This window comes from Aquimarina hainanensis, assembly GCF_042684685.1.
GTDB lineage: Bacteria > Bacteroidota > Bacteroidia > Flavobacteriales > Flavobacteriaceae > Aquimarina > Aquimarina hainanensis.
In genome coordinates this window covers 186,124-205,716 of record NZ_JBHULX010000030.1, presented here as the reverse complement: position 1 = coordinate 205,716, position 19,593 = coordinate 186,124, and the positions used below count along the sequence as shown (strand labels likewise).

At 36.6% G+C, this 19,593-nt stretch carries 19 protein-coding genes; 4 read left to right on the top strand and 15 right to left on the bottom strand.

The window, feature by feature from the left end:
* Nucleotides 1-81: 81 nt before the first annotated feature.
* The 11 genes from ACFSTE_RS15240 to ACFSTE_RS15190 form a co-directional block, all read right to left on the bottom strand.
* On the bottom strand, nt 82-1,011 hold the full coding sequence (locus ACFSTE_RS15240) for a hypothetical protein (RefSeq protein ID WP_378253742.1): 930 nt from the start codon (nt 1,009-1,011) through the stop codon (nt 82-84).
* 608 nt (nt 1,012-1,619) lie between these two features.
* Nucleotides 1,620-2,162 carry a hypothetical protein gene (locus tag ACFSTE_RS15235; protein ID WP_378253740.1) on the bottom strand — a complete coding sequence of 181 codons (543 nt, stop codon included), beginning with the start codon at nt 2,160-2,162 and terminating at the stop codon, nt 1,620-1,622.
* A gap of 130 nt (nt 2,163-2,292) precedes the next feature.
* Nucleotides 2,293-2,829, bottom strand: coding sequence for a hypothetical protein (locus ACFSTE_RS15230; protein ID WP_378253738.1), 537 nt, complete (start codon nt 2,827-2,829; stop codon nt 2,293-2,295).
* A 137-nt stretch (nt 2,830-2,966) separates the two neighbouring features.
* Nucleotides 2,967-4,100: a TRAP transporter substrate-binding protein gene (locus ACFSTE_RS15225; protein ID WP_378253736.1), complete on the bottom strand. Its 1,134-nt coding sequence runs from the start codon at nt 4,098-4,100 to the stop codon at nt 2,967-2,969.
* Between the two features lie 50 nt (nt 4,101-4,150).
* Entirely contained in the window at nt 4,151-5,497 is a 1,347-nt protein-coding gene (locus ACFSTE_RS15220; protein ID WP_176026988.1) for a TRAP transporter large permease, read from the bottom strand.
* A 71-nt stretch (nt 5,498-5,568) separates the two neighbouring features.
* Nucleotides 5,569-6,096, bottom strand: coding sequence for a TRAP transporter small permease subunit (locus ACFSTE_RS15215; RefSeq protein ID WP_176026989.1), 528 nt, complete (start codon nt 6,094-6,096; stop codon nt 5,569-5,571).
* Between the two features lie 648 nt (nt 6,097-6,744).
* Nucleotides 6,745-7,506 carry a peroxide stress protein YaaA gene (gene yaaA / locus ACFSTE_RS15210; protein WP_176026990.1) on the bottom strand — a complete coding sequence of 254 codons (762 nt, stop codon included), beginning with the start codon at nt 7,504-7,506 and terminating at the stop codon, nt 6,745-6,747.
* A gap of 394 nt (nt 7,507-7,900) precedes the next feature.
* On the bottom strand, nt 7,901-8,590 hold the full coding sequence (locus ACFSTE_RS15205) for a nitroreductase family protein (protein ID WP_378253733.1): 690 nt from the start codon (nt 8,588-8,590) through the stop codon (nt 7,901-7,903).
* 166 nt (nt 8,591-8,756) lie between these two features.
* Complete coding sequence (locus ACFSTE_RS15200) at nt 8,757-8,948, bottom strand: cold-shock protein (protein ID WP_176026992.1); 192 nt, start codon at nt 8,946-8,948, stop codon at nt 8,757-8,759.
* A gap of 157 nt (nt 8,949-9,105) precedes the next feature.
* Nucleotides 9,106-10,143 (bottom strand): RluA family pseudouridine synthase, encoded by a 1,038-nt coding sequence (locus ACFSTE_RS15195; protein WP_176026993.1) that lies wholly within the window; start codon nt 10,141-10,143, stop codon nt 9,106-9,108.
* A gap of 25 nt (nt 10,144-10,168) precedes the next feature.
* The gene (locus ACFSTE_RS15190; protein ID WP_176026994.1) at nt 10,169-10,744 is read right to left on the bottom strand and encodes a PASTA domain-containing protein; all 576 of its coding nucleotides are present in this window, start codon (nt 10,742-10,744) and stop codon (nt 10,169-10,171) included.
* Between the two features lie 183 nt (nt 10,745-10,927).
* Between ACFSTE_RS15190 and ACFSTE_RS15185 the strand changes: the two genes are divergently transcribed.
* The 4 genes from ACFSTE_RS15185 to ACFSTE_RS15170 all read left to right on the top strand — a co-directional run bounded on the left by ACFSTE_RS15185 (nt 10,928) and on the right by ACFSTE_RS15170 (nt 15,060).
* Nucleotides 10,928-11,899 carry a D-alanine--D-alanine ligase gene (locus ACFSTE_RS15185; protein ID WP_378253730.1) on the top strand — a complete coding sequence of 324 codons (972 nt, stop codon included), beginning with the start codon at nt 10,928-10,930 and terminating at the stop codon, nt 11,897-11,899.
* Between the two features lie 59 nt (nt 11,900-11,958).
* Nucleotides 11,959-12,414, top strand: a complete 456-nt coding sequence (gene coaD, locus ACFSTE_RS15180; RefSeq protein ID WP_176026996.1) for a pantetheine-phosphate adenylyltransferase — start codon at nt 11,959-11,961, stop codon at nt 12,412-12,414.
* A gap of 131 nt (nt 12,415-12,545) precedes the next feature.
* The gene (locus tag ACFSTE_RS15175) at nt 12,546-13,367 is read left to right on the top strand and encodes a class I SAM-dependent methyltransferase (RefSeq protein ID WP_176026997.1); all 822 of its coding nucleotides are present in this window, start codon (nt 12,546-12,548) and stop codon (nt 13,365-13,367) included.
* Between the two features lie 418 nt (nt 13,368-13,785).
* Nucleotides 13,786-15,060, top strand: a complete 1,275-nt coding sequence (locus tag ACFSTE_RS15170; protein WP_378253727.1) for a T9SS type A sorting domain-containing protein — start codon at nt 13,786-13,788, stop codon at nt 15,058-15,060.
* 84 nt (nt 15,061-15,144) lie between these two features.
* Here ACFSTE_RS15170 and ACFSTE_RS15165 read toward each other — a convergent pair whose 3' ends face one another.
* The 4 genes from ACFSTE_RS15165 to ACFSTE_RS15150 are packed head-to-tail and all read right to left on the bottom strand — an operon-like array spanning nt 15,145 to nt 19,366.
* Nucleotides 15,145-15,348 (bottom strand): hypothetical protein, encoded by a 204-nt coding sequence (locus tag ACFSTE_RS15165; protein ID WP_378253725.1) that lies wholly within the window; start codon nt 15,346-15,348, stop codon nt 15,145-15,147.
* Nucleotides 15,345-16,739 (bottom strand): radical SAM protein, encoded by a 1,395-nt coding sequence (locus ACFSTE_RS15160; RefSeq protein ID WP_176027000.1) that lies wholly within the window; start codon nt 16,737-16,739, stop codon nt 15,345-15,347. Before ACFSTE_RS15160 ends, ACFSTE_RS15165 begins: the two co-directional genes overlap by 4 nt.
* On the bottom strand, nt 16,729-17,469 hold the full coding sequence (locus ACFSTE_RS15155; RefSeq protein ID WP_378253723.1) for a prolipoprotein diacylglyceryl transferase: 741 nt from the start codon (nt 17,467-17,469) through the stop codon (nt 16,729-16,731). Before ACFSTE_RS15155 ends, ACFSTE_RS15160 begins: the two co-directional genes overlap by 11 nt.
* 28 nt (nt 17,470-17,497) lie before the next feature.
* Nucleotides 17,498-19,366: a SulP family inorganic anion transporter gene (locus ACFSTE_RS15150; RefSeq protein ID WP_176027002.1), complete on the bottom strand. Its 1,869-nt coding sequence runs from the start codon at nt 19,364-19,366 to the stop codon at nt 17,498-17,500.
* Nucleotides 19,367-19,593: the final 227 nt, after the last annotated feature.

Genomic DNA, 19,593 nt, shown 5'->3' with positions numbered 1-19,593 from the left:
TCCTCATAGTATTTTGTTATTTTTCTAGGTTGTTGGCACCCGGTTATAGCCAATAAAATAATCCCTACTACAAAAAAAAGCTTATTCATATTTCTTTTTTATCGTGATTTCTATCCTAATATCTCCTTGCAGCCTGGCTTGATTAACGTGGTAAGCAGAGTCTCTTTGTGCATTTTTATATCCCTTAATTTCGCTAATAAATCCATTCGCTTGCTTTTTGGTCTTAATTTCAAAATTATCTGCCCTAAGAATATGAGTAATTGTATCTTCTTCACCACTTTTTCTCTTTTTTTCTGATTTTTCCTCTATTTCATTTTCAAATCCAAAAGCGTTGCTTAGTTTTTCATAATGCCCGATGGCTGATTTTAGGTTTAAGGTAAACCTGTAGATAGATTGCATTACATTTCCTGATATTTGTTTAAAAGTCCCCATTCTGCTTCCTACACCGGGATCGCCCCATAGATTATCAGCTCCATTTCGTTTGCGATCGCTCCTTAGATAATTCCCTCCAGAAGTATTATTACCCCACCAGGGTTCAAAAGCTGCATTGTTGGTCAGTTTATCATACCAGTCTGGTTCCTGACTTGTGCGGGGAATATCTTTATACACATCTTCCCAACGACATAAAAAAGCATTCCACTTATAGAATTTCTTACTGCCTTTTGGATGTTCACAGAGTTGCCCATTTTCTTTTCCCGGATAACCAGGACCTCCATATTTAGTGTGATCCGGTTTCTGAGTATAGGTCGCTACCAATTCTCCTATCATCACCCCCTCTTCATTACACCTACCGGGAGTATATGAAAAATTATTAATCGCTATCGTGCTAAAAGGTGTATAGTGAAACGATAATTGACTGGTTAACACCCTCATTTTTTTGTTTACACTTTTTACCAGTTCACGTTTGAAATCCTGATGATCAGGATCCATGTTTTCTAATACATTTTTAATGGCTCTTTTAAGCACTTTTTCCATGCGCCTGATCAGATCGCCAGAAGAAAAATCATCCATATTGATGGTTTTTAAGAGTTTTCACATATCCAATTTCCGATATAAATATACCCAATATAATACATATACGTATTGTGTCAGTAAATTATTTTGGAGCACCTACCAAGAAAACTTCGCCGTATTTATATCATACTCATCTGGTAAATCTACTGCTAATTATATCGTAATCCGTGTGATAAGGGTTAAAAAAAACTTAAATCAGTAATTTTTCATCTCTATTCCGGGGTATTGTCTTCTAATCTCATATAACGTCATTTATATTGCAATAGTTTACTGGCTCCATCATTAATTTTACATCCCATCAACATATTCGAATTCAAAACATTAAATTAATGGCTCCTTACCCATAAATTTGGATACCTCATCTTATAAACCTTTTTTCTATTATTTTGGGCAACCAACTCTTATCATCTAAGTTGTTAGCCCATAAGGTATTATTGTGAAATCGTATTTTAATGTTTCGAGCTGCTTTTCTACGGGCTAAAACCTATTCCCAAAAGGGAGTCTTCCTTGTTTTCTATCTACAGTAATAGATGATATTATGGAATTTCTATAGTGTAACCTTTGCTTTTTGGAGATAGCAAGTTCAAATATCTCCCTAAACTTTTTTATTGAGAACGAACGATATAACTGTATATATCCTGCTTTGTATACCCCTGCTTCTCAATCGTTTCAAAATAGGAACGAACAGAAAACCTGATCTTTTGTTGAGCATCAAACACCCAATACCCCCCTTTTAAGGTTCCTTCTTTTGATTCTATATTCCAATCCGGAATGTTTTTTATACACCACTTCCCCTCTTTATTCTTATAGAGTCCAAAAGACTGTAGTACTTTCTCCTCTGGATAGGTAAATGCGATGTAAGCTGTAATCGACTTATCTTCTTTTCTAAATTCCAAAACAGCTGTATCCTTATCAGAAACTTCCTTAACCCAACTACGATTTTCCGGAGTATTTAATATTTTCCATTCTTCATTAAGAAGCAAACTATCTTCTTTACGCATTAAAACTGCATATAATTTTTGCTGTTCGAACTCGATCAGCTGCTGCTCTGGATGAAGGGTTACTACGGTTTTTTCTGCTACTATACGAGCATTTTGCATGCCAAAAAAGGCACCTATCACAAAAAAGGCAATTTTCACCTCTAGCATATAATTTGTTTTTATTCACACACCAGGTAAAAATAGCGAATCCTGCCCTTTCTACAACTCATTAGAAGATACAATCATTGTTCTGACCTTCTATCTCAAGATCAGAACACAGAACAAGACTGTTTAGTTATTATTCCGGTCCTACTGCGATAAAAGAAAACCAGGAATCTTCCCGGGCATTTTCTCCTGTGTTATCCGCAGTAACAATCACCACTCTGCTATTAGATAGAAAAATGATATTAGCGAAGTTATCCTCATACGAGTTTAAAGCAGCTAAGTCTCCTGTTGTAAAGGTTACACTTGGCAACCCTCCAAAAGAGGTTGTAAAATCAATTTGATACCTACTCGATGTAAGTTTAGTAACTGTAAATCCAGCTCCCTGAGCAATGGTTCCATTGGCATTTACATTTCCTCGAACAAATCGCAATTGCTCTGCACTAGAAATAGCAACTTCTGTTGCTCTCCATTCTGTTCCTGTATATCGATAGATCAAATCATCAGTCGTATTATAAAGAACACTACCTGTATAGGAACTAACGATACTCAACATCTCTGCCGTCGTTGCTGTTGGTAATCCTAATACGGCATCCCTATCAATCTGGGCAGTAAGATGGCTTATAAAGAAAAGAAGAAGAAGAAGAAGAAGAAGGGGTATTTTTTTTGACATAATATCTCATTAAATTCTCATAGTAAATTTAAGAAATTATTAACAAAAAACACACTTCCTCCCCTGTATTAAAAACTTTCCCAGCTGTTTGCACTACTAATCTTCTTGTGCTCTTACAAAACACATCAAATATTCATTTACTTTTGTTGCTGAATCTTATTATAATACGCTTTTTCGGTTACAGCAGACCAGGGAGCAAGGCGTTTCTGGAAAGCAGCATAACTTTCATACACTTCTCTAGACAGAGGGTCATCTCCTATCAATTCTTTTATTGCTTCATCTGTATATCCCCGTAATGCATCCAACGTTTCTTTGGAAAATTCTCTGATCTCCACACCTTCTTCATGGATCAGTTTATCCAGAAAAATTCCATTTTGTTTGTCAAACTCTGCCAACACCCATAAATGTGCCCTCCTGGAAGCCGCTTCCATAGCTGCCTGTAAGTGCGGAGGCAATCCATCATATAATCGTTTATTGATAAAAAACTCCATCTGAGTTCCTGGTTCATGCCATCCTGGGGTGTAATAATACTTGGCGATTTTATGGAAACCCATTTTATAATCGTGATAGGGACCTATCCACTCCGTAGCATCAATTACTCCTCGTTCCAGACTGGTATAGATCTCTCCCCCTGCAACCAGAATAGCAGCTCCTCCTGCTTTTTCCAATACCTTGCCCCCAATTCCTGGTAATCGCATCTTTAATCCTTTCAGGTCTTCGACACTGTTTACTTCCTTATTAAACCATCCGCCCATTTGCACCCCGGTATTTCCTCCTAAAAAAGGAACCAGATTAAATTGAGCATACGCTTTTCGCCATAATTCATACCCCCCTCCTGTTTCCATCCAAGCGGTTAATTGCTGGCTATTCATCCCAAACGGAACTGCTGCAAAAAATTGGGCTGCTGGTGTTTTTCCTGCCCAATAATACGCAGCCCCACACCCCATTTCTATAGTACCATTGGATACTGCATCAAATGCTTCCAGTGGAGGAACCAGTTCTCCTCCTCCATATACTTTGATTTTTAATTGCCCATTGGATAACTCCTCTACCCATTGTGCATATTTCTCTGCTACTTCCCCCAATACAGGGAAATTAGGAGGCCAGGTAGTAGTCATTTTCCAATGATATACTTTTTTTGGTTTGGTAACATCATAGGAGACTTCACGCATCGTCCCCGGGGGATCTCCTAAACAGGAACTACATAATCCTATGCATAGCATTCCGATCAGGAACCCTATATTCTTTCTTAGCGCATGATACTGTCTCATAATAATATGCTTATTTTTTAATATGTACTGATTTGTGTATATAAATTCATTTATTTAGATAGGAATACAACTTCCGGGAAAAACAAAATAAGCCCTACAATTCCTATCTGAATGATAATAAAAGGAATAATACCTCTATAAATCTGGTTCGTTTGTACCGAGGGAGGTGCCACTCCTTTGAGATAAAATAAAGCAAACCCAAAAGGCGGAGTTAGAAAAGAGGTTTGCAGATTCAACGCCATTAATACCCCTACCCACAACATATCCATATGGAAAGCATTAAAAATCGGAGTAACTACCGGAACAATGATAAATATAATTTCTATAAAATCAATAAAAAAACCAGCGACAAAAATAACAGCCATTACCAATACTAAAAATAACATAGGCGTCAGTCTGGAAGACACGATCAACTCCTGTAAATACCCATCCCCTCCCAGGGTTCTAAAAACCAAGGTAAAAGTAGTGGCTCCTAAAAGGATAAAAAAGACCATGGAAGTCAATTTGGTAGTTTCTTTAGCAACTTCTTTTAAGACAGAAAAAGAAAACTTCTTCTGTATAACACTGAGAATAACCGCTCCGACAGCACCTATTCCCGAAGCTTCAGTAGGTGAAGCAACTCCTGCAAATATCGATCCCAAGACCAATAAGATCAGTAAAACTGGTAACAGTAATACTTTTATGACTTTTTTTCCATAATCTGTTCCTTTAAACTCAGCAATTTCTTCTGCCGGAATACTGGGAGCTTCTTCTTTTTTCAAATAGGAACGGATCAAGATGTATGCTATATACAATCCTACCAGTAACAAACCTGGATATAAAGCTGCTGAGAAGAGCGCCCCTACATCTACAGCTCCTGATCCTCTGGAAGAAGAATTAATTGTATCAGCTAATAACACTAATACAATAGAAGGAGGAATGATCTGCCCCAGGGTTCCTGAGGAGGCTATAACTCCTGTTGCTAATTCTGTTTTATATCCGCGTTTAAGCATCGTAGGAAGGCTGATCAGCCCCATCGTTACCACTGTAGCTCCTACGATTCCTGTAGAAGCTGCCAAAAGAGCACCTACGACAACTACAGAAATCGCCAATCCTCCCCGGATACGACCAAACATCATCGCCATGGTCTCTAACAGGCTTTGTGCCAATCCTGATTTCTCGAGCATAATCCCCATAAAGATAAATAAGGGAACTGCCATTAGTACATAGTTATTGACTACTCCCATAATACGAGAAGGCAATAAATAGAATGTAGACATATCGAATTGAGAAGGGGCAAATATGGAAACCCCAAAAGCAAAAGCTACTGATATTCCGCCCAGTGTAAATGCTACCGGATACCCTTTGAGAATAAGGATGAATACGACCACAAAAAGGATAATTGCTAAAAATTCCATTAGTATTTTTTATTAAGTAAACTACCTCGGGACAAACCCACAAAGCATTCGTTAGAAACAAATTTTAAATTTCAAGGCAAGCCTCTAGGTTTTATACCCTTTGACGGTGTCAATAAAGTATGAAGACATTTGAGGATATGAGAAATCCCCTGTAATAGTAAAAAAGTAAAACCTACTGTGATACAGAACTTGAGAATATACAAGGCTGGTAATCCTCCCGGTTGTGGAGATTGCTCGCCAATCATCCAGGAAGTAAGCCCGTAATACCAGGAGGTAACGATCACGACATAACACCAGGGAATTAGTAAACAAACACCTCCCAATAAATCAATCCAGGCTTTTCCTTTTTCGGATAAGCGACTATAAAAAACATCAACCCGAACGTGTTTGTTTTCTGAAAAAGTATAGCCAGAAGCGATTAAAAATAACATCCCAAACAGATATACTTCTATTTCAATAACCCAGATAAAAGTGGTCTGAAAAACAAAACGGATAATAACATCTATGGTCATCACAATAGCCAGAGCCACTGCCAACCAGCTTACGTAAACTCCTATTTTTTTATTAATCCAATCCAGTGCTGTGATACATCGTTGCATATGTACTTCTTTTTTCTGCAAATGAATTGTTGAAGATACTAAAACTTGGAAGTCTATAAAACAACTAGCAGAAGTTCTTTTTTATAGAAATGGTTTAAACTTTTTTGAGTTAAGTGAAAAAATAATGGTTTTGTGTTCAGATGAAGTATTTTTTTAGTTGTACAGCAGGGCTACGAAGTCAAAAATTATGAAATATGAGCGTAAGAAGACATTTTTTTTAGCAAGCTGGAAAAAGTTTAAATCACTTCATAATTAAATCCCCTTGATTCAAACACACAAAACATTAGCCAGGAAATCTAACTATTCTTTTCTTCAATCATTTTATAATGTTACCACTTCCTGATAATCGTTAAAAATACACCAGAAAGCAACCTGCTATATTGGGTTTATGGTAGTTTTGACACACAATTTTCCTCAATACTTATAGGAATGATGTGTTGGATAGTGAATTACTTAGAAGTAAGTCCACAGGGCATCATAAGAAAGAAATTTTTAATATCGAGGCAAGCCTTGGGATAGTACATCCCTTGGCAGTGCCAATAAAAAAAATGCTTTCAACAGATATGTACTCTGATTATGGCAGTACACGTAGGCAGCTCCTTCCAGTAGTACTGAAAAGAAATTTATGTTGTTGAAAGCATTATATGATTATCGGATGAATACGGGTTCTTCTGGTTTTGTAGTATGTGTTTCGCTATACCCATACCCTTCGTAATTAAACCCTTTTATATCTTCCAGTGTTTCGGCTCCTGTATCTACAATAAAGCGAACCATCATCCCTCTTGCTTTTTTAGCAAAAAAACTAATCATTTTTAGCTGATCGTTTTTCCAATCTTTGAATACCGGAGTAATCACTGGTACTTTTAGGGCTTTTTTATCGATTGCTTTAAAATATTCATTACTAGCCAGGTTAACAAACAACTCATCAGCGGTCAACTCCTGATTGAGATGTGCTGTTAGTTTTTCTTTCCAGAATCCATAGAGATTTTTATTCGCTTCTACCGGCATTTTTGTTCCCATTTCTAATCGATAGGGCTGTATCAAATCCAGCGGCTTCAGTATACCGTATAGCCCTGACAGGATGCGCAGTTTATCTTCCAGCACTCCTAATTTCTCTTGTGGTATTGTATATGCATCTAAGCCTGTATAGACATCTCCATTAAAAGCATAAACTGCTTGTCTGGCATTCTCTTTAGTAAAAGGCAATTTCCAATCCTGATTACGCTGCCAATTGAGTTCTGATAGTTTATCACTAATACTCATAAGCGCTCCTATATCCTTAGGACTCTTTTCTTTTAATACAGCATTCAATGTTTTTGCCTCTGCTAGAAAAGCAGCTTCTGTAGTTTTGGTAGTGGGGATATCTGACTCAAAATTCAAGGACTTAGCCGGGGATATTACAATTTTCACACGATTACTTTTATAGATTAAACACTAATTGTTATATGTTATAAATGTAGATAAAAATATGTTTTCTTCCTTACTAATTTCTGTTCAAAAAATGAATACAAAATCTCTTTTCTAATATTGAATACACTCCCTTGATATAAGAGCATATCGCATTATTTAGAAAATGAATCTTAATTTCGATGATTAAGTAAAGCATAACAAACAGTCTATTTAAGTAGCAATGTTTGCTATGCTTCGCCAACACTTTTTTATAACATCCTAACACTGAGAATATTTTTCTTTCTCATAGCGTGGTCAAAAATACAACGGACTCTTTAGTATCAAAACCCTATGAGACATCTCTTTTCTATACCAGTATTAGTTTGTTCTATACCAATGGTAGGTGATTTCTTTTTTATTCATAAAAAACACTGACTTCTTCCAGCGGTTTTCTTTCTAAGTCAGGCACATAAGACGGTTGCTTGGGGTACCCGACTGGCAGAAGTAAAAAGGCTCTTTCATTAGAAGGACGATCCAGCATTTTGGTCAAGAAATTCATGGGACTGGGTGTATGTGTCAACGTTACCAATCCAGCATTATGAATTGCAGCAATCAACATTCCACTAGCAATTCCTATAGATTCATTGACATAATAATTATTGTGCTTCACCGCTTCTTCGTGTTCATACACCCGTTTACAGGCTACTATAATCCAGGGAGCTTCTTCTATAAATGGTTTATTCGCATCAGTAGCCAAGGGAGCTAAATCATTTCGCCAACGATCACTCATCCGATTGGTATAGGTTTCTACTTCTTCTTTTTCTGCAGCAATTCGTATTTTCTTTTTCAATTCCTGATTGGAAATCGCACAAAATGTCCAGGGTTGCTTATGTGCGCCTGAAGGGGCTGTCGAAGCTGTCTTAATAATATTTTCGATTACCTCTTTTGTTACTGGCTCTGAAGAGAATTCCCGAACTGATCGTCTGCTATCCATCCATTGATAGAAAGCCTGACTGCGTTCCAGCATTTCATCCTTGTCATATCTGGGAGATACATACGGAACATGTGTATATCCATTTATTTTAATAGCTGTTAACGATTCCATTTCTTATTTTTTTTAGTTATTGTTGTTGCTTTACTAACATTACGGGTATTAAAGATACAAAACCATTCCCCTATAATACTATAAATCAAGCTGTACTAATAAAAAAAAGAAAAGCCTGTCAGTACTGACAGGCTTTTCTTCAATAAAAAAATTAATGTCGTCTATATTAAATTACTTTAACATTTACTGCGTTTAATCCTTTTCTTCCTTCTCGTAATTCAAATTCTACTTCATCACCTTCACGGATTTCATCTAATACCCCAGAAATGTGTACAAAGTGTTCTTTTTTTGAATCTTCATCAATAATGAATCCAAATCCTTTGGTTTCATTAAAAAATTTTACTGTTCCTTTATTCATTATAATATATTATGGAATAAAGGTAGGGTTAATTAATTTAGAATTACCTGAATAAGGGTTTTGATTATAAATAAGTTTTACGTATGAAAATCTAAAAATCTCCGTTTTTTCTCAAAAAAAACCGTATTTTATAGTAAAAATCAAGCTATTTTTTCCGCTACCCTTCTGATAATTGATTTTTCGCATATTTACGCCACTTCTCTACGCACTCCTGCATATCTGCCGGGATCTGTGTTTCGAACTTCATCATTTCTCCAGTCTCCGGATGTTCAAACCCTAATGTTCTGGCATGAAGTGCTTGCCTTGGCAGTACCTTAAATGCATTTTCTACGAATTGCTTGTATTTGGTAAACGTGGTTCCTTTTAATATTTTTTCACCTCCATATCGTTCGTCATTAAACAAGGTATGTCCGATATGTTTCATATGCACCCTGATCTGGTGTGTACGCCCGGTTTCTAATCGGCATGAAATTAGCGTAACATACCCTAATCGTTCTATCACTTTATAGTGTGTAACTGCCGGCTTTCCCTTTTCTGATTCATCTCCTTCAAAAACAGTATTTTGCAATCGGTTTTTGGGATGTCTTCCTATATTCCCTTCGATGGTTCCTTCATCTTCACTCAGATTTCCCCATACGATGGCAACATACTCCCGCTCAGAAGTTTTATCAAAAAACTGTTTCGCCAGATGAGTCATTGCTTCTTCCGTCTTGGCGATGACTAATAACCCACTGGTATCCTTATCTATTCTGTGTACCAGCCCCGGTCGATCACTACTATTATTTGGTAAATTATCAAAATGATATATTAACGCATTGATCAAGGTTCCTGAGTAGTTTCCATGTCCCGGATGTACAACCATCCCTGCCGGTTTATTAACGACTAACAGATATGCATCTTCATATACGATATCCAGAGGAATATCTTCGGGAGTCAACAGGTTCTCATATGGCGGATGAGAAAACAGTACCCGTACCACATCGTTGGGTTTTACCTTGTGATTGGACTTCACCGCTATATCATTGACAAAAACACTGCCCTGCTTAGCTGCTTGCTGTATTTTATTTCTGGTGGCATTCTCTACAAAGTTCATTAAAAACTTATCAACGCGCAGGGGAACTTGTCCACTTCCTGCTACAAATCGATAATGCTCATATAAATCATCCTCTGTAGGCTCTAATCCTTCTGTATTCATAAGCTGGTACTGAAACTATCTTTTTTTAATCCGAAGAAAGGTTTACGGTTCCTCTGTTCCCATCTCCCAAAATCAAATCGATTGCAGAAGTCTTCATCAATTTAGTTCCCGGGCTCAGTTTTTTACCGTTATATCGTAACTCTAACACCATGTCTTTGGCAATATTCGGTTTATAGGTTACGGTACCTATTTTAAACCCTAAAGCCAATAGTTGGGGTTTTGCCTGACGCAATGTTTTCTGTACAACTCTAGGGACTTCTACTTTCTTATATCCTGATGGGTTCAGGGTTACATATATCTTTCTGTTTTCTTTTACCATATTTCCTGCCGCAGGGTTTTGTTCTATTACAGAAAACCTGGGATACTCAGGATTAAAATTTGCTGAATCCTGTACCTCAAATCTCAATGAATGTTCTTCCAAAATTAGTTTTACCTCATCAAGTGTTTTCTTGCTTAAACTGGGTACTACTATTCGCTGATCGTGATTGGTAGTACTATCCAACCAACGTAGGCCCACAAAGCATAAAATAGCCACCATTGCCACAGCAATTACTAATTGGATAAGGAACATTTTACTGAATATAAACTTGAGTAATTTCATAGATTGATTTGATAATTTGGACAAAGATATGAAAACCGAAAGTTTTAGGCTTTTGTTCACAGATAAATGATATTTTTGTTTTCACAAGCTCTAGAAAACAAAACGAGTCATTGCAATCGTTATACTGTAAAAGAAGGAGGTTTTGATACTCCTGATGGTATCTAAAAATAATATGTAATACACATGAAAAAAAATATAGCCATTCTTATGGGAGGATACTCCAGTGAATTCGACATTTCTGTCAATAGCGGTCATGTTGTCTATAAACACCTGGATAAAAGCAAATATACTCCTTATCGGGTCATCATTAGTAAGGAAGATTGGTACTACCTGGATGAAGAAGAGGCGCGACATCCTATTGACCGAAGTGATTTCTCTTTCCATCTCAATGGGGATAAAATTACTTTTGACGCAGCCTTTAATACTGTTCATGGCACTCCGGGAGAAGATGGTTTATTACAAGCATATTTTGAGCTCCTCGGAATCCCACAAACTGCCTGTGATTTTTATCAGGCTGCCTTAACCTTTAACAAAAGAGATTGCATCAGTGCAGTCAAACCATACGGAATTCCCTGTGCTACTAATTATTACCTCAATAAGGGAGATCAGGTTCATGTAAAAGAGATTATTAATCAGGTAGGACTTCCTTGTTTTGTAAAAGCAAATAAATCCGGAAGTAGTTATGGGGTTTCTAAAGTCAAAACCGCTGAAGAAATGCTTCCAGCCATTGAAGTTGCCTATAAAGAGGATGATGAGATTATTATCGAATCTTTTCTGAGCGGAACAGAAGTGTCTGTAGGTGTTATTCACTATAAAGGAAAAGACATCGTACTCCCGATTACCGAAATCGTCTCGGAGAATGAATTCTTTGATTATGCAGCTAAGTATGAAGGAAAATCCCAGGAGATTACTCCGGCAAGATTATCAGAAGAAGATAGAAAGAAAGTAGAAGAGATTGCACTAAAAGTCTACCAGATTTTAAAAATGTCCGGATTCTCCAGAAGTGAATATATCTTCCACAATGGGATTCCTCATTTTATAGAAATGAATACAAATCCAGGATTAAGTGAAGCAAGTATCTTGCCTCAGCAAGCACAAAAAGCAGGTATCAGCCTTACAGAACTATTTAGTAATGCGATAGAAATGTGCCTGTAACATGCTAATTCATTTAGTTTTCTATATTTGTAGCACATCATAGATCAAGTACACAACATATGAGAAGAGCTGTTTTTCCGGGGTCTTTTGATCCTATTACCTTAGGGCATTACGATATCATCGAACGAGGACTCACGCTATTCGATGAAATTATTCTTGCAATTGGAGTGAATGCCGATAAAAAATACATGTTTTCACTGGAAGAAAGAAAGCGATTTATCGAGGAATCTTTTAAAGATGTTCCAAAAATTAAAGTAATGACTTACGAGGGATTAACTGTTGATTTTTGCAAAAAACAACAAGCCAATTTTATCCTCAGAGGATTGCGTAATCCAGGGGATTTTGAATTCGAAAAAGCAATTGCTCACACGAATAGGAAAATGTCTGAAATAGAAACTGTTTTCCTTCTGACCTCTTCTGGAAAAAGTTATATCTCGTCTTCTATTGTCAGAGATGTGATCCGCAATGGAGGAGATTATACAGGGCTTGTACCTGATACGGTGCGCGTACAATAAACACATTCACATTCTTTATATACTAAAAAAAGCTTCCCGGATATGTATTCAGGAAGCTTTTTTATGTCTTATCAAGCTGTTAATTTACTACATTAGCATTCTTGTTTATTCTCTTTTAAAATTCGGGTATCATGAAAGTTCACGAAACAGCATTCATTGTCTCTACTTATAGATCTCTTCACGAAACGATTAGTAAAGATCCCTATGCCAGATTGTGGAACAATGATAAGACCAATTCTCTGCTTCCGGAAATATTTCAACAAATTTCTTCTAAAGAAGCCATCCTACATGCAATAAGAAATCGTTTTTTTCTGGAAGAGCTTACCGCTTTCTTCAAACATCACCCAACGGGAACACTCATTAATTTTGGAGCAGGATTTAGCATGTATCAATTTATACTACCTGCTCATATACATACAATCGAAATTGACAAACAACCTATCATTGAATATAAGAAATCTCAAATTGGTCAATGGATTAAAGATGGAACCTTGCCTCCACGGGTAATCGACTATCACGCTGTGGATTTTGCTACAAATACGACAAAAGAGATCGTTGCTAAAATAGCTCCGTATATCCAACATACTCCTACTTTTGTACTGTTAGAAGGTGTCTTATTTTTTCTGGATACTACGACTACAAACAAACTGTTTGAAGTTTTTTCTTTATTACAAAAACCAGGGGATCAAATCGGAAGCGTATCTTATCAACCCGAAGTAGCCAGTACTGAAGTATACAACCGGTTACTACACTATTTTGATCGCAATAATCAGACGAATGAACTATTTGCTCACCAGACGATTCCTTCTTCTTTTTATCATTCTATCAATGGATATACAGTAGAGAAAGAAATAGATGAGTTCACGCTCGCAGCTACTTATGCTCCAGAGGAAAATATACTGATCAAAGAGGCTATCCTCAATGAAAGCTTGTATATCCTAAAAAGAAGATAACATTTACTATTGAAATCTTTTTTTTAGTTCATAACAAAAATCAGTTCAATCTACGTTTGAAAGCATATATATGCTAAGATTCCTCTTAAAATTATCACAAACAAAATTAACTGACTGTTAATTACTTACTGCACACTTTCTTTCAAATAAAAAACTGCATTTCTTTACTTCGTTTACAATATGAAGGGCTATATGTAATAAATTAAACAGTTGGTAAACTTCTGTTTCATTTACCTACTAGTTCCCTATATATTTATACTCACTCAACTTAATATTATTTTTATGGAACAGAGACTTCCCGCTAATTAACTCCCTAATTGCCAACACATAGGGCATCACGGGAAATCAACTTTATTTTCGAGTTTTTCCTCGAAGCATTTAAATCTCGATTATCGAGTAACTCACAAAAACACAAATCATGAAAAAACAACTAACTATCTGGCTTTGCTTCATTATGTTTGGACTTAGCGCACATGTAATTGCACAATCTAATCCTTTGCCAGAAGGACTACCGCCTTCCAGAATTTCTTTTAAAGTAAATAACAAAACAGTATATATTCCATATTGGCGAAACCTGGCTATTGGCACCCGAAGAACGAATATCACTAATGCTATTATTGCTTTTCACGGGGTAAATCAATACGGAAAATCCGTGTATGATAATTTAAGATCCGCAGCTATTTCTGAAGGACAATTAAACAACTCCCTTATTGTTTCTCCTATTATGATGGAACTCGATCATATGAATTATCACAACCTGGATAAAAACACATACGCTTATTGGACCAGGAGGTGGAAATTTGGAGATCTGTCTCAAAACAGTAACCGGGTTAGCTCTTTTACGGTCATTGATAAAATTGTCGAAATATTACTTAGAAATAACCCTAATCTAAAAACACTGACAATTACTGGTTTTTCTGCCGGGGGACAAATGATCAATCGATATGCAGCCGGAAGTCGCGCTTCTATTCCTTCCAATGTTAAAGTACAATATGTTTCTTATGCGCCTTCTATCTACCTATATCCCGACAGTAGACGTCGAATTTCCGGATCTGAAAACAGATTTAGAACGCCTTCTACCAATTGTAGTAATTACAACAAATATGAATTTGGAATCAATGGGAACCTAAATTCATATATGAGAGCTACCGGAGCAACTGCTATCAAAAGAAATTTAACCAATAGAACGGTATACCAAATGATCGGAGAGCGAGATACAGGAACCCGTTATCTGGATGTCCGATGTGGTGCCAAATTACAAGGCGATAATCGATACCAACGTGCTCGCATCTACACCAATTATGTACGCAGGTATTATATGAGAAATGACAATAAAAAATTGTTAGTAGCCCGTGGATATGGTCACTCTGCAGGTGCATACAAAGCCCGAAATGTAAGAAAAGTATTCTTTGCTTCATCCCGAAGATCCAAAGCTTTTGATGTGCACGAATTCGACAAAGAAACATCTACTAATGAAATTACTGTATACCCGAACCCGGCTTCAAATAGGTTACATCTATCAGGTGATAGTAAAAATACTTCTTACAGCATCTTTAATCCTCAGGGAAAAATGGTTAGAAAAGGAATAAATAACGCCCCTGAAATTACCATAGAAGACCTACAGCCCGGGATGTATTTTATTCAAATAAAAACGGATACTTTCACTACGCAAAAGACCTTTATAAAAAACTAAACAGTATTAATAATATTAAGCAGAAGTATAACAAAGCATCTTTTTATCATTTTTTTAAAAAGGTGCTTTTGTTTTGACACAACATCAAAACCCCATCATCAAAGCTCCACAGGTTCCCAAACCAGTGATCAGATAAATTCCGGATAAAATCATGAATACCTTCCCGGCCACCGGATAATTATACTTACGCAACAGTAATCCTATAATTAATAATATCACCGGAGGTGCTAACATAATCATTACAATAAAAATGACTAATCCGTCTAAGTTTGGCTCTAATAGAATCATATACTTTCTTTTTTTAGTTTTTCCAGATATGCTTTTTTATCATCTCTATAAAAAAGATTCATCGTTTCAAAAGGGATTATTTTATAATCTTTATCTACAATATGGACACAGGATTTCTTTATGGCTCTGACATCAAAATTATGCGCATCTATAAATTGCATAATAATAATCCGGAATAAGTTTTCATACCCTAATTCCGGAGCTTTTATATCTGGCAAGCAACACATGATGGATTGAAGATTCTGAGAAGCTACATCTACCGAATTTCCAGTACTAAACAACTGTAACATCCGCTCATGCAGTTCTTCATCTTGCTCATAGACAATCGTATTCTTTCCATTATTCAGTAAATCTGCCGGATTTATATATCGAGTAAGCGGAATAATTCCTGATTCATCTTTAAAAGCATATCCCATCACCAATGCATCAGGGTTACACGGTACCGGTATTAAATCATCCGGTTCGAAAGCCGGGTACTGTTCCAGTATTTTTCTCCGCACTTCTGTCAGGGTAATTCGATCTGTTTCTTCATTAAAATCTTCCAGGCGTCCCGCTATCTGAGTTGGCTGAAAAGTGACCCCTCTTACACATTTTTGTTTAATCGCATATGAAATCACATCACCGATTTCATGATCGTTCAATCCTTTCTGTAAGGTAACGACCAAAGTAGTTGATAAGTTAAACACATTCAGATGTGCAATTGCCTGTTTGCGTACCGCTGTTAAATCTTCTCCTCTTAATTTTTCTAATACCTCAGCTTCTAATGAATCAAACTGCAAATAAATCTCGAAATCAGGCATATACCCTGCTAACTTTTCAGCAAACTTCTTATCCTTTGCAATTCTCACTCCATTGGTATTTACCATTAAGTGTCTAATCGGTAGTGTTTTGGCATAATCCAGTATTTCAAAAAACTGAGGGTGAATTGTCGGTTCCCCTCCACTAATTTGCACCACATCAGGTTCTTTTTCATTAGCTACAATGGTATCCAGCATCTTCTTAATTTCATCCAGTGTTCTGTGTCTTCCGTAATGTGGTGAAGAAGAAGCATAACAGGTAGGGCATGTCAGATTGCATCGATCTGTCACTTCTACAATTGATAAACAAGAATGCTGCTCGTGATCCGGACAAAGTCCGCAATCATAAGGACAACCATAATGCGTACTGGTATTAAAACGATAAGGAAATTCGGAAGCTTTGTTATAATTTCGGATGTTTTTATAATATTCAATATCATCTGCAATTAGCACTTTGGATCTTCCGTGCTCAGGGCAGTGTTTTAGCATATATACTTTTTCATCCTCGAAGACGATTTTAGCATCAATTCTTTTCAAACAAGAAGTACAAAGGCTTAGCGTGTAGTCATAGTACGTGTATTTTCTAGTCGGCATATAATAGTTTTCGGATCGTAGTTCTGTAGTAAATTGTGCATAATATACATAAATACTGAATACTACTTAACCCGAAGACTAAAAACACATTAGGTTTTAAGAATTCTATAACAAATCGAAACGAAAAATATGCGATCATAAAATATTTAAAAACAATCCCTGAGACCGAATCTTTTCTTTTGGCAATCGCTTGCAACACCTTCCACAAAACTCCCAGAAACACCAATTCATATAATGCCAGCGGATGTCGCAACACCCCATCTCCCAAATCCATTCCGGTAAAGAAAGTTGTCGGCTTCCCGTACGTAAATTCATGTATTCCGTATAAAAAACACCCGACTCTTCCGATAGCTATTCCAAGAATCAGAGGAAAAGTAAATAAATCCCCGGAAGAAGATCGTTCTCCTATAATTTTTTTTATTAGTTCTACCCCTAATAGCCCACCAAAAAGCCCTCCCATAATGGTTTTGGTATTTAATAATTGAAGTACTTGTTCTATAGAAGATACGGATACTGGGTTTTCTAAAAAACCGATAACTCGAGAACCGATAAATGCCCCAAAAACGGCGCCTATGATAATTGTCAATCGATTTGATGAGGAAATATGATCTTTGTGCTTTTTCTTTAGATACACATAATATCGAAACCCGACAAAGAAAGCGAGATATTCTAAAACAAGATGGATATTCACTTTATACCCCAGTACTACAGGTTCAAAAGGAATATCCATCGTTTATATTTTTATTTTTGGTAAGTTATTACTCTTCAATACTAGCCATCACATGATAGCGCGGATCATCAATATTGTGTTCTATAACACCTGCTAATCTTGGTGAAGCTTTAATCATAAGTGCCTGGCAGTCCTCACTAAGGTGTTTTACTTTTACTTTTTTACCTGCCTGCTCATACTTCCCTACCAGATTAAAAATTGCTTCTAAAGCAGAATGATCACTCACTCTGGATTCCATAAAATCAATTTCTATATGTTCCGGATCATTCGACACATCAAATTTACTATTAAATGCCTGAATACTTCCAAAAAACAAAGGTCCCCAAATTTCATATACCTTTGTTCCATCGTCTTTGACATGTTTTCTAGCTCGGATCTTTTTAGCATTCTCCCATGCAAATACCAACGCAGATATTATAACTCCAGCAATTACAGCTATCGCCAAATCAAATAAAACAGTTAATAAAGATACTGCGATCAATACAATGGCATCTGCCAATGGGATCTTATTAAGGATTCTAAAACTAGACCAGGCAAATGTCCCTATGACGACCATAAACATTACTCCTACCAGAGCTGCAATTGGTACTCTCTCTATCAGAGAAGAAGCAAATAAAATAAATAGCAACAAGGTTACGGCTGCTACAATCCCTGACAGCCTTGTGCGTCCTCCTCCTTTGATATTAATAATTGATTGTCCAATCATGGCGCAACCTCCCATTCCTCCAAAAAGTCCTGTGATGATATTAGCTCCTCCTTGTGCCAGACATTCTCTATTAGAGTTTCCTCTGGTTTCTGTCAACTCATCAATCAGATTCAGTGTCATCAGTGACTCAATCAATCCAATTGCTGCCAGAATCAAAGCATAAGGACCGATAAACCACAATGTCTCTAATGTCATCGGAACTTTTGTAAATATCGCTGATTGAAATTGAGGCAGTCCTCCTTTTAATCCTTCTCCCCCTCCATCTCTGATAAAACTACCTACAGTGGCGATGTCTTCCATTTTTCCAAAAATTACAATCGAAGAAACTACCAATATTGCGATCAGCGCTTCAGGAAGTTTAGTCGTTATCTTAGGAAGTCCCCACATAATAAGCATGGTTAGCAATACCAATCCTAACATCCATAATAACTCCTCAGCAGGAAGCCATTTTTTGGCTTTTCCTTTCTTTTTGACACTATACAGACCTTTTTCTTTGGTATTATAATTAAATGCGACCTCTTTGCTTGTAGCATCATATACCTGAAAAACATCTTTCCCTTCTTCTGGAACAATGATATACTTACTTTCTTTCGTTTGCAGATCTTCTAATCTATTTTTATTAAAGGCAAACAATACTTTATCCGTAAGTACTTCGTATACCTTATTATCTTCTCGAACTTCAAAACGTTTCTCTACTGAAGTTGTTACATACTTATCATTACCAAAAAGGTCTTTACTTCCTTCTTTAAACATTCCTAACTGAGACAGAAAAATCACAATAGCCAATCCGTTTACAAATCCCATCATTACCGGATGTGGGATTAATCTAACAAACTTCCCTAGTTTGAAAAGACCGGCCAGCATCTGAATACCTCCCATTAAAATAACTGTCGCAAAAAGATAATACAACCCTAGTTCCTCTCCCGGAGCCCCCATTGCATTTCCTTTAGCCACCAAGGTTACCATTACAACAGCTAAGGCACCGGTTGCTCCTGAGATCATTCCAGGTCTTCCTCCTGCTACTGCTGTAATAAACCCAATCATAAAAGCAGCATACAATCCTACTAATGGATCTACTCCTGCTACAAAAGCAAATGCTACTGCCTCAGGCACTAAGGCTAAGGCCACTGTTAACCCTGATAAGATATCATTTTTGGCATTTGCCATTCTTTTTCTCACAAATTCAGTCATGGTTGCATTTTTTTTTAAGGCAGCAAAAATACAGCTATTTTATCGTCTTACAAGGAAATATGACGCTATCTAATGTTTAATTCTTATGAAAATGTTAATAAAACAAGATCCCATCAAAAACTTTTTATATTAGCCGGGATACCAAATACCTATAAAATATAAGGGGAGATCTATGATACGAATATCAGAAATATTGCAAGGATGGCAACTCTTCTTATGTATGGGTA

Coding starts and splice junctions, on each gene's coding strand:
- ACFSTE_RS15190 (WP_176026994.1), bottom strand. CDS start 10,744: ATGAAATTACTCAAGTTTATATTCAGTAAAATGTTCCTTATCCAATTA.
- coaD (WP_176026996.1), top strand. CDS start 11,959: ATGAGAAGAGCTGTTTTTCCGGGGTCTTTTGATCCTATTACCTTAGGG.
- ACFSTE_RS15205 (WP_378253733.1), bottom strand. CDS start 8,590: ATGGAATCGTTAACAGCTATTAAAATAAATGGATATACACATGTTCCG.
- ACFSTE_RS15225 (WP_378253736.1), bottom strand. CDS start 4,100: ATGAGACAGTATCATGCGCTAAGAAAGAATATAGGGTTCCTGATCGGA.
- ACFSTE_RS15150 (WP_176027002.1), bottom strand. CDS start 19,366: ATGACTGAATTTGTGAGAAAAAGAATGGCAAATGCCAAAAATGATATC.
- ACFSTE_RS15235 (WP_378253740.1), bottom strand. CDS start 2,162: ATGCTAGAGGTGAAAATTGCCTTTTTTGTGATAGGTGCCTTTTTTGGC.
- ACFSTE_RS15185 (WP_378253730.1), top strand. CDS start 10,928: ATGAAAAAAAATATAGCCATTCTTATGGGAGGATACTCCAGTGAATTC.
- ACFSTE_RS15195 (WP_176026993.1), bottom strand. CDS start 10,143: ATGAATACAGAAGGATTAGAGCCTACAGAGGATGATTTATATGAGCAT.
- ACFSTE_RS15175 (WP_176026997.1), top strand. CDS start 12,546: ATGAAAGTTCACGAAACAGCATTCATTGTCTCTACTTATAGATCTCTT.
- ACFSTE_RS15230 (WP_378253738.1), bottom strand. CDS start 2,829: ATGTCAAAAAAAATACCCCTTCTTCTTCTTCTTCTTCTTCTTTTCTTT.
- ACFSTE_RS15170 (WP_378253727.1), top strand. CDS start 13,786: ATGAAAAAACAACTAACTATCTGGCTTTGCTTCATTATGTTTGGACTT.
- ACFSTE_RS15240 (WP_378253742.1), bottom strand. CDS start 1,011: ATGGATGATTTTTCTTCTGGCGATCTGATCAGGCGCATGGAAAAAGTG.
- ACFSTE_RS15200 (WP_176026992.1), bottom strand. CDS start 8,948: ATGAATAAAGGAACAGTAAAATTTTTTAATGAAACCAAAGGATTTGGA.
- ACFSTE_RS15220 (WP_176026988.1), bottom strand. CDS start 5,497: ATGGAATTTTTAGCAATTATCCTTTTTGTGGTCGTATTCATCCTTATT.
- ACFSTE_RS15160 (WP_176027000.1), bottom strand. CDS start 16,739: ATGCCGACTAGAAAATACACGTACTATGACTACACGCTAAGCCTTTGT.
- ACFSTE_RS15155 (WP_378253723.1), bottom strand. CDS start 17,469: ATGGATATTCCTTTTGAACCTGTAGTACTGGGGTATAAAGTGAATATC.
- ACFSTE_RS15165 (WP_378253725.1), bottom strand. CDS start 15,348: ATGATTCTATTAGAGCCAAACTTAGACGGATTAGTCATTTTTATTGTA.
- ACFSTE_RS15215 (WP_176026989.1), bottom strand. CDS start 6,096: ATGCAACGATGTATCACAGCACTGGATTGGATTAATAAAAAAATAGGA.